The organism is Streptomyces sp. NPDC041122 (assembly GCF_055592445.1).
On the sequence record NZ_JBVIYQ010000002.1, the window covers coordinates 593,521 to 610,112 of the forward strand.

The window sequence follows — 16,592 nt, forward strand, 5'->3', positions numbered from 1 at the left end:
TCTCTTGTCCGTGTTCCCCTGTTTGACCCGCGGCACGGGGTGACGTGACGCGCCCGCCGCGACGTGAACGCGGATGTGCGCGGGAAGACAAGAAGCCCTGGACTCCGTATACGGAGTCCAGGGCTCGTCTGGAGCGCTGGGCAGGCCTTGCACCTGCATTTCCCCGCAGGAAGCGGGGCGTCTTTCCTTGGACGACCAACGCCGGTCCCCTGGCCGGAAGCCCGGCGCGAGGAGGCAGGATTGATCTTAGACCATCGAGGCCGGTGTTCCATAACGCCGACGGCCCGAAAGGGCGGTCGCCGATTACCTCCCGGCCCCGGCGGGGAGAATGAGCGGATGCTGATCACCGCGGACCGGGTCCTGACAGGTACGGGCACGAGCACGGGCACGGCCGCAGACAGGGGCGCGGCCACGGGCACCGGCTCGGACCGGGAGATGGGCGCGTGCGTGGAGAACGGCGCCGTGCTCATCGACGACGGGAAGATCGCCGCCGTCGGCACGTACGACGAGGTCCGCCGCGTGGCCGATCCGGGCGTCAGGCACCTCGCCCACACCGGCACCCTCATGCCGGGCCTCATCGACTCGCACGTCCACCTGGTCTTCGACGGCTCCACCGACCCGGTGGCCGGCCTGCGCGACACCGACGAGGTCCTGCTCGCGAAGATGCGCGGCCGCGCCGAGGAGTTGCTGCGGGCCGGGGTGACGACGGCCCGGGACCTCGGCGACCGCGACGGCCTCGCCTTCCGGGTCGCCGCCGAGACCGCGGACGGACGACTGGCCGGCCCGCGCATCCTCGCGGCCGGCACCCCGGCGACGCCGCCGGGCGGGCACTGCCACTTCCTCGGCGGCGAGGTCGCCGGTGAGCAGCAGGTGCGTGAGCTCGTGCGGCGCAACGCCGACGCGGGCGCCGCCGTCATCAAGGTCATGACCAGTGGGGGAGGCCTGACGAAGGACGGCCCGCGCAGCTGGCAGAGCCAGTTCTCCCGCGAGGAGCTGCACGCCCTGGTCGACGAGGCGCACGCCGCGGGACTGCCGGTCGCCGCGCACGCGCACGGCGCGGACGCCATCGCCGAGGCGGTCCGGGCGGGGGTGCAGACCCTGGAGCACTGCACGTGGATGACGGAGCGCGGCTTCGACCTCCGCGCCGACGTCCTGCGGCGCATCGTCGACGAGGACATCGCGGTCAGCCTCACCGTCTCGCCGCACTGGCGCATGCTGCCACAGGTGTTCGGCGAGGAACGCGCGGCCACCATGTTCGACCAGATCCGGCAGATGGCCGACGCCGGGGCGAACCTCGTCCTCGGCACGGACGCGGGCGTCCAGCGCACGGGCTTCGACGGCCTGCCCGGCGCGCTCACCTGCTACGCCCACCTCGGCATCCCGCACGCCCGCATCCTCGCCATGGCCACCCACCGCGCCGCCCGCGCCCTCGGCCTGGCCGACGTCACCGGCCGCATCGCCCCCGGTCTCAGCGCCGACCTGCTCCTCGTCGACGGCGACCCGCTGGCCGACCTGGCGGCGTTGAAGAAGGTGCGCACGGTGGTGGCCGCAGGGCGCGTATCGGGCGCGTGACGGGCGCGGCCGTGTTGGGGCGCACGGCTCAGGGGCGCCGCGGCCGGGCGGCCGATGCCATGCGGTGGACGGCCTCCGTGAGGAGTTCGGGGGAGGTGGCCAGGTTCAGGCGGACGAAGCCCGCGCCGCCGGTGCCGAAATCGGGGCCGTGGCTCAGGGCCACGCGGCCCCGGTCCAGGAAGGCGGCCGCGGGATCGTCGCCGAGACCGAGTCCGCGGCAGTCCAGCCAGGCCAGATAGGTGCCCTGGCCCGGGCGGTGACGTACGGCGGGCAGGTGCTCGCGCAGCAGTTCGTCCAGCAGGCGGCGGTTCTCGTCCAGTCCGGCCAGGAGCGCGTCGAGCCAGGCGCCACCCTCCCGCAGGGCCGCGGTGTGGGCGAGGACGCCGAGGTGGCTGGGGCCGTGACCGACCTCCTCGGGGAGGCGGGCCAGGTCGTCCGCGGCCGCCGGTCCCGCGACGGCGACGGCCGCCTTGAGGCCGGCCAGGTTCCAGGCCTTGGACGCGGACAGGAGCGACAGGCCGTCCTCGGCGCCCGGCACGTTCAGATACGGGGTGAACCGGGTGCCCTCGGCCACGATCGGGGCGTGGATCTCGTCCACCACGACCCGGACGCCGTAGTGCCGCGCCAGCCCGGCGACTTCGGCGAGTTCCGCGGCCGTGTGGACCGTCCCGGTGGGGTTGTGCGGGCTGCAGAGCAGGTACACCGGCCGTCCGCCACGGGCGAGGGCCGCACCGAAGGCGTCCGCGAGGCCGGCGAAGTCGATCCTGCCCGTCGTGTTCAGGGGCGCCTCGACGACCGGCCGGCTGTCGCTGCGTACGAACTGGTAGAACGGCTGGTACACCGGGCAGTTGACCACGACGGGGTCACCGGGGCCGGAGACCAGCTTGAGCATCTCCATGACGCCGAGCATCACGTCGGGGACGATCGCCGTGCGGTCGACGGCCAGACCGTCCCAGCCCCAGCGCCGCGCGGCGAACTCCGCGAACGCCTCGGCGTAGCCGGTCCCCGCCGGATACCCGGTGTCCCCGCGCTCCACCGCCTCCCGGATCGCCCGCGCCACCGGCTCGGCGAGCGGCACGTCCATCTCCGCCACCCACAACGGCAGGACGTCGGCCGGATGGGCCCGCCACTTCATGCTCGTACGCTTCCGCAACTGCTCCAGGGAGAGCTGCCGCAGCGGATTGCCGGGGACGGTTTGGCCGCCGGACGCGGCGGGGTCGAGGCGGCGCGGCGAGTGATCCGAGGAATCCATGGAGGGGAGCGTAGGCAGAGAAGGCGTGTTCGGGTATGGGGCGGAGGCTCCCGCGCTGCCCGTGCCGGCCCGGTCAAGGGCGCTCCGGAGCCCTGCCGGGGGTAATCCGGTGGAATCCGGGGCCGCTCGTATTCCACACTTGAGTACCGGCGGTCACGGGGACTCCCGCTCCGGGGCGTGAGCTCGCGTCCGCCAACTCCCTTCCATTTATGGCCTCTTGGCCTGCCCCGGCCATGCCCCGTCGACAAGTGAAGGAGGAACACCGTGTCGAAGCCCGTGCGTGTTGAATACGTTCTGTCCAAGCCCAACTCGCCCTCGTGGTGGAAGAGGAACCGGCACCTGGTCCTGCTCGTCGTGGGCCTGCTGGCCGGCGCGTGGCTCGTCGACGGTCACGACAGCAACGCCGCGCATCCTCCCCAACACCCCAGGCCGGTCCACTCGACCGTGTCCGACGCCGGACACGACGAGCGCTGACGAATCAACTCCCGCCCCGCGCCCGCCGCATGAGGTGACGACCCCGCCTCATGCGACGGGCGCGCCCGTGCCGTACGGGGACGCGCTCCCCTCACGGGGTGGCGCACAGCAGGACCAGTGAGCCCTCGTAGGTCGCGCGGCCGCGGAGGTGGCCGAAGGCCTCGTCCCACGCGCCCGAGCCCAGGGCGCGGCGCAGGGAGGTGTCGAAGTCCTGGCGGGCCCGGTCGTCGATGAAGCTCCAGGCGGAGCAGGCCCGGCGGGCCGCGGGGTCGAGGAGGAGCTCGGGGCGGCCGTAGTAGGCCTCGTTGAAGTCGTCCGTGCAGTCCAGCGGGATCGGGACCGGCTGAACGGTGACGTCGCCGCCGAGTGCGGCCGTGAGCCGGTCCAGGGGCGGGTGGTGCCGGGCCTCGGTGTCGAGGACGTCCGGGGCGTACTCGTAGAGCCAGAAGTCGCGCACGCGTGCGGGGTCGCAGGTCAGTACGGCGACCGGGCCGCGCGTCACGCGGCGCATCTCGCGCAGCCCGGCCTCGACGTCGGACCACTGGTGGACGCTGAAGAGGGTCATCGCCGCGTCGAACTGCCCGTCGGCGAAGGGGAGGTCCTCGGCCACGGCGTCGATGGCGGTGGCGAGCCGTGCGGGGCGGCGGGCGCGCATGGCCGGTGAGGGTTCGACCGCGGTGACCATGTGCGCCGCGTTCTCGTACGATCCCGTGCCCGCACCGACGTTGAGGACGCTGCGCGCGTCCCCGAGGACCTGCGCGATGACGCGCGCGATGCGCTCGTCGGGGCGGCGCCGGGCGCCGGATCCCGGCCCGGCCGGTCCGTGACCGACGCCTGCGGCGCCGACCGCTGCGGTGGTGCCGTCGTGGGTGCGCATGACCATGGGGGACCTCGCCTTTCGGGCCTGGCCGGGGCGGCGGCATCCGCACCCCGAACGACGACATCCATCTTGCATCTGCGGCACGCAAACGCATAGGTGCCTTGCTCATGCTTGGGCTATCAGCCAAAAAGGGCGGCATATGCCACCCTTGGTTTGGATGTTCGGAGGTGGGGGCGGCCCCGACCTCGGGCGCCGGGGCCCCGAGCCCGGCCCGTCAGGCGCCGGGCTCGTCGAGCTGGGCGCCGGGCTCGTCGAGGTAGTGCCGGTCGATCTGCGCCCGGTAGCCGGGGTCGGTGACACGCAGGTCCCTGTCGAAGCGCGGCGCGGCCTTGACGTGCTCCTTCGTGCGGGGCACGTGCAGGGTCCCGTTGCCGTGGTCGACGTGCGCGACGACCCAGAGGGGGAGCAGGACCTTCTTGCTCAGCAGCGCCCCGCCCGTGTCGACGACGAGGTGGTCGGGCGCCACCTCCTCCGCGGTGGGGTCCACCTTTCCGATCGAGCCGTCACTCGCTTCCACCTCGTACCCGACGAGGTCGGCGGGGGAGACGCCCCGGCTCGGGGCCCCGGCGTCCTGAAGGCTGTCGGTCATTTGCTCTGATCCTCTCCGCCGCGGGCGGCATCCGGCTGTTGTGCGGTGTGTACGTCGCGTGTCTCGTGTGTCGCGTATGTGCCGTGTCGGCGACGGATGTGCCGTGCCGACCAGCGGTGAGGACCACATGTCCGCGTGGGCACCGATGAAACCTTGACTCAGGGTGACGCCAACGGAGCGCCGTTGACGCGAGGTTGAGGGCAGGGCGGACGGGTGCGGTCGAGGCGTTGCTGGACCTTCACATCTCGGGGCCCGTGAAGGTGGTCGAGCGGGGCAGCCGACAAGGGACGCCGCGGGGAGGTTGCCGCAGATGCTAGTTGTCGCGCTCTTGTTGTTGCCGGTCATGGGACTTCTGCTGATCGGGATGGACCGGGTCGAGGACCGGTTGAAAGGGGAGGCACCGCCACCTTCCGGCCGCCATCGACGCCACCTGCGCCTCGTCTCCGCGCAGGAACGTCTGGGCCGCCGGAGGTCGGCGGCCGAGGCCCGCCGTGGCGAGGCGGCGTGAGGGGCGACGGCGGGCGGCATCACCGGGCAGGGGTCGCCGGGGTGGCCGACCGCCAGCGTCCGTACCGCCAAAATCCGTACCGCCAACACCTCAACCACCGTCGTCCGTACCGCCGGCCGCCTCCTCATCCGTCTCCGGCTCCTGATGCCGGAAGTACCGGTCGTAGAGGCGCCGGTACGCGCCACCGCGTGCCAGCAACTCCGCATGGTCGCCCCGCTCGATGATCCGGCCGCGGTCGACGACCGCGATCGTGTCCGCCTTCCGCACCGTCGGCAGGCGGTGGGCGACGACGAGCGTCGTACGGTCCGCGGTGAGCGTTTCCAGGCCCTCCTGGACCTGAGCCTCCGTGAACGGGTCGATGCCGGCCGTGGCTTCGTCGAGGATCAGTACCGGCGCGTCCTGCAGGTAGACACGCGCGAGGGCGACGAGCTGGCGCTGCCCGGTGGACAGGTTGCGGCCGCCCTCGTCGGTGGGGGTGTCCAGGCCCCGGGGGAGCTGGTCCAGCCAGTCGCCGCCGGCGACCGCGCGCGCCGCGGCCTCGACCTCGTCCCGTCCGGCCCCCGGCCGCCCGCGCGCGATGTTGTCGGCCACCGTCCCGGAGAAGAGGAACGGCGTCTGCGTCACGACGCCGAGGCAGCGCCGGTATGAGGCCAGGTCCAGGGTCCGCACGTCCAGACCGTCGACCTCGATCGTTCCCCTCTGGAACTCGTACGCGCGCATGACCAGCCGTACCACGCTGGACTTGCCGGCGCCGGTGCGGCCGACCAGTGCGACGGTGTGGCCCGCCGGGACGGTGAGGTCGAGGCCGTCCAGGACGGGGTGGTCGGGGTCGTAGCCGAAGTGGACGTCGCGCAGGGTGATCTCGCCGCGCAGGCGGGGGACCGGTACCCGGCCGCGCCGGCGCACCGTGGGCTCGCGGTCGACGAGCGCGAAGACCCGCTCGCCCGCGGCCAGGCCCTGCTGGAGCTGGCTCCAGAAGGAGGCGATGCCGGTGAGCGGCGACCAGAACAGGGCCAGGGCCTCCAGGAACAGCGCCCACTCGCCCGCCGACACCGAGCCCGCGTCGACGCCGTGGCCGCCGACCAGGACCACGGCGACCGTGCCCAGGCCGGTGAGGGAGATCAGCAGCGGGAAGATGCCGCTGAAGAGGCGGTTCAGCCGCACACTGGCCCGGAACCACCGGCGGTCGACCTCGTCGAGGCCGGCCCGCGCGGCTTCCTGATGGCGGTGGTTGCGCGCCACGGCGATGCCGCGCAGCGTCTCCTGGACGTATCCGTTGACCTCGGCCAGCGCCTGCTGCCGGCGCAGCGAGGCGCTGCGCGCCGCGCGCCGGAAGACCAGGCTGACGGCGACGATGACCGCGGCCACCGAGGCCGTCACCACGGCCAGCGGCACATTGATCACGAAGAGCGCGGTCAGCAGGATGAGGATCATCAGGACCTGGCCGAGCAGACCGAGCACCAGGCCGACCAGCGTGGCGAACGCCTGGGTGTCGTTGGTGACGCGGCTGACGACCACACCCGTGGGGTGGGCGTCGTGGAACGCCATGTCCTGGCGCATCGCCGCGGCGAACGCCTGTTCCCTGAGCTGGAGCACCACGTCACCGGCCAGCGTTCCGGTCACGCGCTCCTGCACCAGCGTGAGCAGCCAGGAGACGACGCCGGCGACCAGGATGGCCGCGACGAGCAGGGCCGGCCGGCCATCGCTGTCGTCCTCCAGGGCCGAGTCGACGGTGCGGGCGAGGAGCAGCGGTACGGCGCTTCCCGCCGTCGCGGCGACGGTCACGGCAAGGGTCACGAAGGCCACCGCGGCGCCTCTGCCGCGGAAGTACGGGGCGATGCGACGGGCCAGCTGGCGGTCGCCGTAGCGCCGGTCGGGGCCCTCCGGTTCGGTGCCTTCCCGAAGTGTGGCGCCTTCCTGCGGCTCGGTGCCGTCCTGTGGCTCGATGCCTTCCAGCAGGTGGGCCATCAGTGGCTCTCCTCCGCGGCGCCCGCCGTGTCCCGGCCGGCGGGTGCCGGGCCGCTCGGATAGGGGGCGAAGATCCGGCGGTAGGGGGAACAGTCCCGCAGGAGCTCTTCGTGCCCGCCCTGGGCGACGATGCGACCGGCGTCCAGGACGAGGATGTGGTCGGCCGCCCGGACGCGGGAGAGCCGGGGAGTGACCAGGAAGGTGGTGCGCCCGTTCGAGGCCTGCCGCATGGCGCGCCGCACCTCGTACTCGGTGGCGCCGTCGACGGCGCTGGTCGCGTCGTCGACCACGAGGATCCGCGGGTCGGCGACCAACGCCCGTGCGATGGCGATCCGTTGGCGCTGTCCGCCGGAGAGGGTGGCGCCGCGCTCACCGACCACGGTGTCGTAGCCGTGCTCGGTCGCCATGATGAAGTCGTGCGCCTGCGCGATACGGGCCGCCGCCTCCAGGCGGGCGCGGTCGGCGACCTCGTCCGCCCCGAGGGCGATGTTCTCCGCGATGGAGCGGGAGAACAGCACCACGTCCTGCTCGATGACACGGACGCGCGAGCGCAGCGCGCCGGTGTCCCAGTCGGTGGTGGCGACACCGTCGATCAGGACGCGCCCCTCGTCCGGCGCGTAGGTGCGGTTCAACAGGTGCAGCAGGGTGGACTTGCCGCTGCCCGTGGCGCCGACGACGGCCACGGTGGTGCCGGCGGCCACCCGGAACGACACGTCGCGCAGCACCGGCTCTTCGGGGTCGTATCCGAAGGTGACGTTCTCCATCGCGACATCGCCGACGACGGGGGCGACGTGTAGGCCGCCCGGCTCGTCCTCGCCCTCGGGGTCGTCGACGACCTCCTTGATGCGCTGGGCCCCGGCCAGGCCGAGGTGGATCAGGCCGAGGCTGAAGGACGCCAGCTGGGTCGGGGCGCGCAGGGTGCCCATCAGGCCCAGGACGGCGACGAGTTCGCCGATGCTCAGGGAGCCCTCGCGCAGCAGGAGCACGGCGTGCGCGAGGGCGCCGACGGTCGCGAGGGTCAGCAGCAGCGGCGGCAGGGCCAGCGCCTGGGCGCGGATCTGCCGTACGGAGGCGTCGCGGTAGGCCTCGGCCGGCCCGGCGAACCGGCGGCGCTCCTGATCGGTGCCGCCGGTCGACGCCACCACCTCGATCCCCGCGATGCTCTCCGAGGCCTGCGCCGTCATGTCGCCGAAGCGCTCGCGCGCGAGGTCGGACACGGGCTGGAGCCGCCGCCCGTGCTCGGCCAGGGCCACCGCGAAGAGCAGGACGAAGAGGACGGGGGAGAGCAACAGCCGCGGATCCACCAGGGCGATGAAGACGATCGGCATCAGGATGTTCAGCGCGAGGTCGACGGCCAGGTCGAAGCCGGGCGACACCATCAGGTTGAGCGCCTCGGCGTCACCGGTGGCCCGGGCGGACAGATCGCCGACCCGCCGCCGCTCGAAGTAGGCCTGCCCCTTGCGGAGCAGACCGCCGAACACCTGGGCGCGCGCGTCGCGTTCGAGACCGCTGGCGAACGACTCCAGGCAGTACGTGGCCATGATGCCGCCCAGCGCCCGGACGACCACGAGGGCGAGGAGCCCGGCCACGAGGGCGTGGAAGGTGCCGAAGTCGGCCGGCCCGGCGCCGTCCTGATCGAGGACGGCGTCGAAGGCCAGGCCGGTGACCAGGGGGATGGCGGCGGTCAGTGCCTGCCAGGCCAGGCTGCCGAGGAGGAACAGCGCGATGTGCGGCCTGAAGGGCCGCATCCGGGCGAGCAGCCAGCGGGGCACGGTGTCCGAAGTGGGCCGGGGATCCCCATCGCGCCGGGACTGCGGGCGTTGCCCGGATCGCGGACGAGGGGCGGTCACGCCGGCCGGATTCTCTCCGTCCGGGACGGTCTGGGCTGTCATCGGCTCTCCTTCTCGGTGGCGCGTCTTTTCGGCCGTGATGCAGTGCGTGGCGGGGTGAGCGGTACACCGGGATTCCGGAGGACGCTCCGGAATCTGTCTCCATTCGACGCTGCGGAGAGCGCAGGAAGAAAACACCTGCGGCGCGGTGAGGTGCGGGGCGCGGCAGCTGAATTCACCGGAACGCAATCAGATCTCGGCCGGTCCGTGGCACGGAAGTTACGCTTTTTCACGCGAAAACAAAAGGCCGCTATCGGGCGGCGAAAAAGGGCGTTCGTCGAAATTGAATTCGCCGAATGGGGGTGGCACATCGCCGGCCATGTGCGAGGGTTTCCACGTGGCAGGACGCTGAGCCCCGCACGGGCGCCCGCTCCGAGCCGAGTTGACGCCGACTCAAATGTTTCCGCGGCTCTCGCTCGCGGCGGTACAGTCCGGCGAAGTCGGAACGGTGACCAGGGGAGGGGCCGACGTGCTGGAAGTGGTGGCGCTGAGTGCGCTGACCGCGTTTCTCACCGCCGCGGGCAACGGCGCGGCGGGCGAGATGGGCAAACAACTGCTGCTCTCCACCGGCGCGTTGGCGCGCCGGACCCTGGGACGGGAAGCCCCGCAACCGGCGGGGCCCGAAGGGTGGCAGGCGCTGGCCGGCCAGGTGCACGCACGACTGGGCGACGACCCGTCGCGGGCGCGTGAATGGGCTCTGCTCGTCCGCAGTGCCCCCGAGCAGAGCCCGACCCTGGCCCCACCCCGCGGACTGCCGCCCGCCACACGGCACTTCACCAACCGTCAGCAGGTCCTGCGGCAGCTGAAACGGGAGGCGACCCGCCCCGCCGCCGGACGACCGCGGGTCGCGCTGCTCCACGGGGCGCCGGGGGCCGGCACCACCGCGGTGGCCCTGCGCCTGGGCGCCGAGCTCCACGCCCGCTTCCCCGACGGCCAGTTCTACGTCGACCTGCGGGACGCGCCGGGTGGACACGGCCCGGACCCCGCCACCGTACTGCTCCTCCTGCTCCGGCAGCTGGGCGTCACCCCCGAGCAGACGCCGCCCACCGCGCCGGGCCGCGAGGAGCTCTACCGGCGCCTCACCGCGGGCCGCCGGGCCCTGGTCGTCGTCGACCACGCCTCGTCCGTGGCCCAGGTCCGCCACCTGGTCCCGGCCACCCCCGACGTCTTCCTGCTGGTGGTCGTGTCCGGCCGGCCCTTCGCTCTGGAGGCCGAACGCGTACCCGTCCCCGCCCTGACCGACCGGTACGCCGCGCAACTGCTCCGGAAGGTGGCCGGACGGGACGGCGTCGCGCGGGCCAGGACGCGCATGCCGCGGCTGTTGGAACACTGCGCGGGCAACGCCTTCGCGCTGAAGACCGAGGCGCTGGGCCTGCTGGCCGAGGAAGCGCGTCAGGCGCAGGCGGCGGACGAGGCCGAGGCGGCGCTGCGGGACGGGAGTTCGGGAGCGGATCCGGTGCGCCACGCGGTCCGGCAGGCCTGCGACCGGCTCGGACCGACGGCGGCCCGGCTCGTCCGGCTGACGGCACTGGGCGGCTGGCCCTCCGTCGACGCTCGCCTCGCGGCCGCGGCCGCCGGCGTCCCGCCCGAGGAGGCGGACCGCATGCTCCAGGCGGCGGCCGACCTCCAGCTCGTCGAGCCCCTGACCGGCGACCGCTACCGCTTCCGCCCCGAGGTGGCGCGGTACTTGGCCGACACCGCCGCCCCGGAGCACGGCGTTCCCGAGTGCTCCGCCGCGGTGGCACGCGTACTGGACGCCCTCCTGAACCGTGCCCTGTACGCGGCGCACGCGGCGCTGCCCCAGAGCTGGCGCACCGAGCCCGCGCCGCGGGACGGGAATCCGTGCCGGGACGAGGCGGAGGGCGTCGCGGCGCTGGCGGCCGAGGTGGGCAACCTGGTCCGCGCGGTGACCATCGCTGAGGAGTACCAGCACGTCACGACCGCACTGCGGCTGGCCCGCGCCCTGTGGCCGCTGCAGCTGAAGGCGGGCCACTGGGACGAGGTGCTGCCCGCGCTGCGCACGGCGGCACGGTGCGCCGACCTGCACGAGCCGCGCTCCCGCACGGCGGCGGGCCTCCACTTCCAGCTCGGCCACTGCCTGGGCGAGCTCAAGCGGTGGGAGGAGGCGGGCCGTGCGGCGCGGGCCGCCGTCGACTGCGAGCGCGCGGCGGGCCACCTGCGCGGCGAGGCGTCCTCCGTCGAACTGCAGGGCCTGCTGAACCTCTACGAGTGGCGGTACGAGCCCGCGTACGAGCGGTTCGTCGAGGCCGAAGGCATCTACCGGCGGATCGAGGCTGGTCAGGAGGGCGCGGAGGACGTCCCGCGCGCCCTCGCGCTGGCCGGACGCCATCAAGGGCGTGCGCTGCGGGGCATGGGGCGCACGGCGGAAGCCCGGCGCCTGCTGGAGTCCGCGGCGGAGTTCTTCGAGCAGCGGGGCGAGGGGTACAACCAGGCCCGCGCGCTCACGGATCTGGCCGAGACGCTCATGGAGTCGGGCGAACGGACCGCGGCGCTGACGAAGATCACCGAGGCGGAGGTCCTGCTCACCCCGGCCGCCACTCCGCACCTGCGGTATCTCACGGGACTGCGGCAGCGCTGTGAGGACGAGGGCTAGGCGTTCCATCGGACGTCGGACCGGTCCTGGACCGGTTCCACGGCCACCGGGTGGGTGCCGCCCGCCACGTGCACGCGGAGCGTGCCGCCGACGGGCGGCACGCTGCCGCCGCCCGTCAGCCACGCGTGCAGCGACGAGGCGTACGCCGCCGGATCGGCGTCCGCATCCGGCCCCGCGGACAGGCGGAACAGGCCGTGCTCCCGGCTGCGCACGGTGCAGACGTCCGGGCCGCTGACGTACGCGGCGACCGAGCAGTGCGCGTGCCGCCGCAGCACCTCGGCCGTCCACACCTCCGGCCCGCCGAGACGCGGGTCGTCCGGGGCGCCGTCACCCACGATGACGTCGGCCGACTCCAGGGTGCCCGGGTCCCGGGTCTCCTCGTGCACGGCGAGGTGCGCGTCGCCGTGCGCGTCGCAGCCGAGTTCGGTGGACCGTTCGATCACGACGTCCGCGCCGTCGACACGTGTGAGGACGCGGAGGGGAGCGGTCCGACGTGGCGGGTCGTACGGGGGGAGGGGCAGCGGTTCCAGGAGGGCGGGGGCGGCCGGCTCCGGGAGGTCCATCAATGCGTAGAAGTGGCGGCGGAGCAGCGCTGCCGAGGAGCCGGGGGCCGAGGTGACGAACTCGGCCGGGTCGGCAGGGCTCACGGCGGATCTCGTCGGCTCGGCGGACCGATGGTGTCCGGCGAAGAGCTGTTCCACCTGTGGGCGCAACGGACCGTGCGGATCGATCCGCGGCGCGTCCCGGACGAACGCGGCGAGCGGCGTCTCGGGGTCGAGCCGCTGCTCGCCGGTGGCGGCCAGGGACACGGGGAGGCCCAGAGCCGCCGCGTAGTAGGAGACGGCACCGAAGTCGCCGATCACCGCGTCGGCCGCCAGCAGGGCCTGCCGCCAGGCGTGGGCGGGGTCGATCAGGGTCAGCCCGGCGCGGCGGGCCCGGTCCAGCCAGGCGCGGACCTGGCCGGGGCCGTGCCCGTACCAGATGTTCGGGTGCAGGACGGCGGCGATCCGGTAGTCGTCGGCGGGCAACTCGGCGGTGAGGCGGGGGAGGAGGGAGGGGAAGAGGTCGTCACGGTCACCGCCGCCGTTTCCGCTGCCGCTGCCGCTGCCGAAGAATCCCTCGGGGTTCCAGGTGGAGTTCAGGACGACGAGTCGCTGGCCTCGCCGTACGCCGAGGGCTCGGCGGAAGCGGTCGCGGTACGGGCGCGCCGCGAGCATGCGGTCGAAGCAGGGGTCGCCGGCCAGTACGGAGACGTCGACCGCCTCGGGGCACGCGCGCCACAGCCGCTCCAGCTGCTCCGGGTGCGACAGGACGAGCCCGTCCATGAACGGTTTGCCGTCCGCGAGAAGCCACTCCGCCGACAGACCGAACGTGGGCTCCCGGCTCCCGGCTCCCGGCTCCCGGCTCCCGGCTCCCGGCTCCCGGCTCCCGGCTCCCGGCTCCCGGCTCCCGGCTCCCGGCTCCCGGCTGGGGCAGTTTCTTAGTGTATCCCACTCCATGTGAGATAATCGTCAACTTGCCCTGAATAGAGGCGATTTGACCGCCGAAGCTGGCGGAGACGGCGAGATCCACCGGCGTCGCGAGCGCCTGCTCCCACGGCAGCACCGGAAGCCCCCACGCGGCGAAGAGCTCATCGATCCCGGCCTGAAAGGCGGAGGACCCCGTCGAGGTGACCAGGAGCTGTACGCGGAAGTCGTCGTGGAACAGGGGCAGCACGTCCAGCAGACGGCCCGCGGAGGTGACGTTGTGGACCACCAGCAGGACCCGGCGCTGGGCCGCGCGGCTGGTCCACCGTGCGGACCCGGCCCCGACGGGGACACGTATCGGCAGGGGTTCGGCCCGCACTGTTGCCCCTCCTGAGTCCGCTTGTGAGTCGGCTTGACGCCATCGACCGATCACCCTAACCGCACGCCGATGTCACGCACGCGTCACTCCCGCGCGAGGCGACCCTCAAGTGTGCCCCGGACACCCTTGCGCCGGACGCGGTCGGTGTAGTCGGCTGACCCGCATGGGGAAGAAGAGCATGGCTGCAATGACCGCCGCCCTCGTCGCGGGGTCCCTTCTGACGGGCGTACCGAACGCGGGTGCGCGAGCCGCCGGGCACGGCGCCGACGACGCGTCGCCGCCGACCGCCTTACCTCGGGTGGCGGGGGTCGACCTCGACACCGTGACGATCCCGGAACTGCAGGCGCGCATGGGCAAGGGTTCGCTGACCTCGGCGGCGCTGACCCGGGCGTATCTGCGACGGATCAAGGACATCGATCCCGCGATCCACGCGGTGCTGCGGACGAGCCCGGCGGCTCTGCGCGAGGCGGCCGCCAGCGACGCCCGGCACCGGCGCGGCAAGACCCTCGGTCCGCTGGACGGCATTCCCGTCCTGCTCAAGGACAACGTGGACACCCGTGACATGCCGACGACGGCGGGCTCGCTCGCCCTCGCGGGGAGCCCGCCGCGCACCGACGCCCCACTGGTGACCCGGCTGCGCGAGGCCGGTGCGGTGATCCTCGGCAAGACCAACCTGTCCGAGTGGGCCAACTTCCGCGCCACGAAGCCGACATCGGGCTGGTCGGCGGTGGGCGGGCAGACCAACAATCCCTACGTCCTGGACCGCAACCCCTGCGGTTCGTCCGCCGGTTCCGCCGCCGCGCTCGCCGCGTCCCTGTCGCAGGTGGCCATCGGCACCGAGACGGACGGCTCCATCGTGTGCCCGGCCGGGATGAACGGCGTCGTCGGCCACAAGCCCAGCCTCGGCCTGGTCAGCCAGTCGGGCGTGGTGCCGATCTCCGCCGAACAGGACACGGCCGGACCCATGGCCCGCAACGTCGTCGACACCGCGCTCACGCTCGCCGTGCTGAGCGGCGACAAGAGTGCGCGTGCCGATCTGATGGACGTGGCCGGCCTGGGTGACGTGACCGGAACGACCGCAGCGACCGGAACGGGCGGCTCGGGTGCGCAGGTTGCGCGGGGCGCCGGCGCGGCGGCGGGCCTCGGTGGCGATCTGCGGGGCAAGCGCATCGGCCTGTGGCGGCTGCCGTCCCTCGGCCCCGAGGTCGACGCGGTGATGACCCGTACGGCGAAGAAGCTGCGGGCGGCCGGGGCGACGGTCGTCGAGGTGACGCCCCCGTACCAGACGCGGCTCGCCGAGCTCGAATTCCCCGCGCTGCTCAGCGAGTTCCACCGCGACATCGACGCCTACCTCGGTTCGCGCAAGGGACCCAAGGACCTTGCCGGGCTGATCGAGTTCAACCGCACCCACGCGGAGGAGCGGACCTGCTTCGCGGGCCAGGAGCTCTTCGAGCAGGCACTCGCCGCCCCGTCGACCGATGACCCCAAGTACCGTGCGATGCGCGCCGAGTTGAAGGATCTGTCGCGCCGCTCCATCGACGAGACGATGGCGACCCACCACCTGGACGCCATCGCCGCGCCCACGAATCCCCCCGCGTGGACGACCGACTGCGCGCGTGGCGACAACGACGTCATCCCGTCCTCCACGCCGGCGGCGGTCGCCGGGTACCCGTCCCTCTCGGTCCCGGCGGGGACCGTGGGCGAACTGCCGGTCGGCCTGCTCATGATGGCGGGCGACCGCCACGACGCCCAGCTGCTGTCGCTCGGGGCGGCGGTGGAGCACCGCCTGAAGGCCTGGCGCGCGCCGCGCTATCTGCCGACGGTGGGGGAGGGCGCGAAGCGCTGACGCGAGGGGCCTGCTGAGGGCGCCCTCTCGTCCGAGGAGGGCGCCCTCGGCCCGAGGCTCCTGGAGCTCCCGGAGTCCGTGGTCGTACGCGGGAGGCGAGATGCGCCTCTCTTGGGCCTGTGCAAGGCGGGGCCTGAATCCGGTACCCGAGGGCCGCGTCACCCGTGCAGCTCGGTGTAATGCGCGCGCAGCAGATCGGCGCCCCAGTCGTGGCGGACGTGCCGCCACACCGAGTGGGCGTGGTTGCCGCCGTCCTGGGTGTTGTCGTACTCGATGAGGAAGTCCGGGGCCCGGACGCAGTAATAGTGGCGGTCGCCGGGTGCGCGACCGCCGGCCCAGGCGAAGGAGAGGGCGCCGAGACCGTGCGCGAGGGTGTCGGACCAGCACTCCGCTGCGTACGCGGCGGGCGCGCGGTCGAGGTACCGGCGCACCAGACGTTCGAGCAGCCGCTGCTGATGGGGCGTCATGTCGCCGTAGGAGAGACCGGTCGGCAGCAGGGCCGGATCGGCGAACGGGTCGTCGCGGGTCAGAATGTCGTCCGGAGGCGCGGCGGCGAAGACGGCTTCGGCCGCTCGTCCGGCGCTCAGGTCCGTGACCAGCTCCCGGGCCAAGTCCTCCTCCAGGCCCAGCAGTCGACGGCCGGCCTGCGGGCCCTGCTCGATACGGGCCGGTTCCGCACCGATGAAGTGCGGGGTCACACGGATGCCGACGGTCGTGACGAGCACGTGTACAGCGAGGTGGTGGCCGTTCATCCGCCAGCTCCAGGGGGCGTCGCCGTCCGGGTCGCCCAGCAGTCGCAGCCAGTAGCGGTCTCCGCCCGTGCCTCCCGCCGTCGCGCGACGGTGGCGCTCCACCTCGATGGCCCCACGGGCCAGTTCGGCCCCCGCCGCGCCGTGTGCCGCGCCCAGCAGCGCGTCGACGGCCTCGCGCTGCGGCTCGGAGAACCCCTCGGTCGAGAGGCCGGGCCGCGTCCCCGGCAGGTACGTCCAGGCGCGCAGCTCGGGCGCGTCGAGCCGAGCGGGCCCCGCGCGCAGCTCACGCACCTGCTCCGGATCGAGCACGGCCACCAGTGCACGAGCGGCGTCCCGCATCCCCACGGCGCTCCCTCGCCCCAGAAACGACCCCATCCGCAACTCCTCCCGCCGCCACCGCACC

At 73.3% G+C, this 16,592-nt stretch carries 11 protein-coding genes; 4 read left to right on the plus strand and 7 right to left on the minus strand.

All coding sequences use genetic code 11. The annotated features are described in order from the left end of the window. The first annotated feature begins 336 nt into the window (after window positions 1–336). Complete coding sequence (locus tag ACZ6B8_RS08830) at window positions 337–1,572, plus strand: amidohydrolase family protein (protein WP_471606731.1); 1,236 nt, start codon at window positions 337–339, stop codon at window positions 1,570–1,572. Window positions 1,573–1,600: 28 nt separating this feature from the next. On the opposite strand, the gene ACZ6B8_RS08835 is transcribed toward ACZ6B8_RS08830, so the two are convergent. Next, on the minus strand, window positions 1,601–2,707 hold the full coding sequence (locus tag ACZ6B8_RS08835) for a MalY/PatB family protein (protein ID WP_471607176.1): 1,107 nt from the start codon (window positions 2,705–2,707) through the stop codon (window positions 1,601–1,603). 381 nt (window positions 2,708–3,088) lie between these two features. Between ACZ6B8_RS08835 and ACZ6B8_RS08840 the strand changes: the two genes are divergently transcribed. Further along, window positions 3,089–3,298, plus strand: coding sequence for a hypothetical protein (locus tag ACZ6B8_RS08840; protein WP_471077760.1), 210 nt, complete (start codon window positions 3,089–3,091; stop codon window positions 3,296–3,298). A gap of 91 nt (window positions 3,299–3,389) precedes the next feature. Here ACZ6B8_RS08840 and ACZ6B8_RS08845 read toward each other — a convergent pair whose 3' ends face one another. From ACZ6B8_RS08845 to ACZ6B8_RS08860, 4 genes are all read right to left on the minus strand, one after another. Next, the gene (locus ACZ6B8_RS08845) at window positions 3,390–4,181 is read right to left on the minus strand and encodes a class I SAM-dependent methyltransferase (protein ID WP_471606732.1); all 792 of its coding nucleotides are present in this window, start codon (window positions 4,179–4,181) and stop codon (window positions 3,390–3,392) included. A 211-nt stretch (window positions 4,182–4,392) separates the two neighbouring features. Beyond that, window positions 4,393–4,767, minus strand: coding sequence for a PRC-barrel domain-containing protein (locus ACZ6B8_RS08850; protein WP_471606733.1), 375 nt, complete (start codon window positions 4,765–4,767; stop codon window positions 4,393–4,395). Between the two features lie 598 nt (window positions 4,768–5,365). Next, window positions 5,366–7,243, minus strand: coding sequence for an ABC transporter ATP-binding protein (locus ACZ6B8_RS08855; RefSeq protein WP_471606734.1), 1,878 nt, complete (start codon window positions 7,241–7,243; stop codon window positions 5,366–5,368). Continuing rightward, complete coding sequence (locus ACZ6B8_RS08860) at window positions 7,243–9,135, minus strand: ABC transporter ATP-binding protein (protein WP_471606735.1); 1,893 nt, start codon at window positions 9,133–9,135, stop codon at window positions 7,243–7,245. The genes ACZ6B8_RS08855 and ACZ6B8_RS08860 overlap by 1 nt, the downstream gene beginning before the upstream one ends. A gap of 466 nt (window positions 9,136–9,601) precedes the next feature. Between ACZ6B8_RS08860 and ACZ6B8_RS08865 the strand changes: the two genes are divergently transcribed. Then, a complete protein-coding gene (locus ACZ6B8_RS08865) occupies window positions 9,602–11,746 on the plus strand; it encodes an AAA family ATPase (RefSeq protein WP_471606736.1) in 2,145 nt (714 codons plus the stop codon). On the opposite strand, the gene ACZ6B8_RS08870 is transcribed toward ACZ6B8_RS08865, so the two are convergent. Next, a complete protein-coding gene (locus ACZ6B8_RS08870) occupies window positions 11,743–13,071 on the minus strand; it encodes a hypothetical protein (RefSeq protein WP_471606737.1) in 1,329 nt (442 codons plus the stop codon). The two genes, ACZ6B8_RS08865 and ACZ6B8_RS08870, sit on opposite strands and share 4 nt — an antisense overlap. 698 nt (window positions 13,072–13,769) lie before the next feature. On the opposite strand from ACZ6B8_RS08870, the gene ACZ6B8_RS08875 reads away from it, so the two are divergent. Beyond that, on the plus strand, window positions 13,770–15,437 hold the full coding sequence (locus ACZ6B8_RS08875; RefSeq protein WP_471606738.1) for an amidase family protein: 1,668 nt from the start codon (window positions 13,770–13,772) through the stop codon (window positions 15,435–15,437). A 158-nt stretch (window positions 15,438–15,595) separates the two neighbouring features. Here ACZ6B8_RS08875 and ACZ6B8_RS08880 read toward each other — a convergent pair whose 3' ends face one another. Beyond that, window positions 15,596–16,564, minus strand: coding sequence for a DUF3500 domain-containing protein (locus tag ACZ6B8_RS08880; RefSeq protein ID WP_471606739.1), 969 nt, complete (start codon window positions 16,562–16,564; stop codon window positions 15,596–15,598). Window positions 16,565–16,592 lie beyond the last annotated feature (28 nt).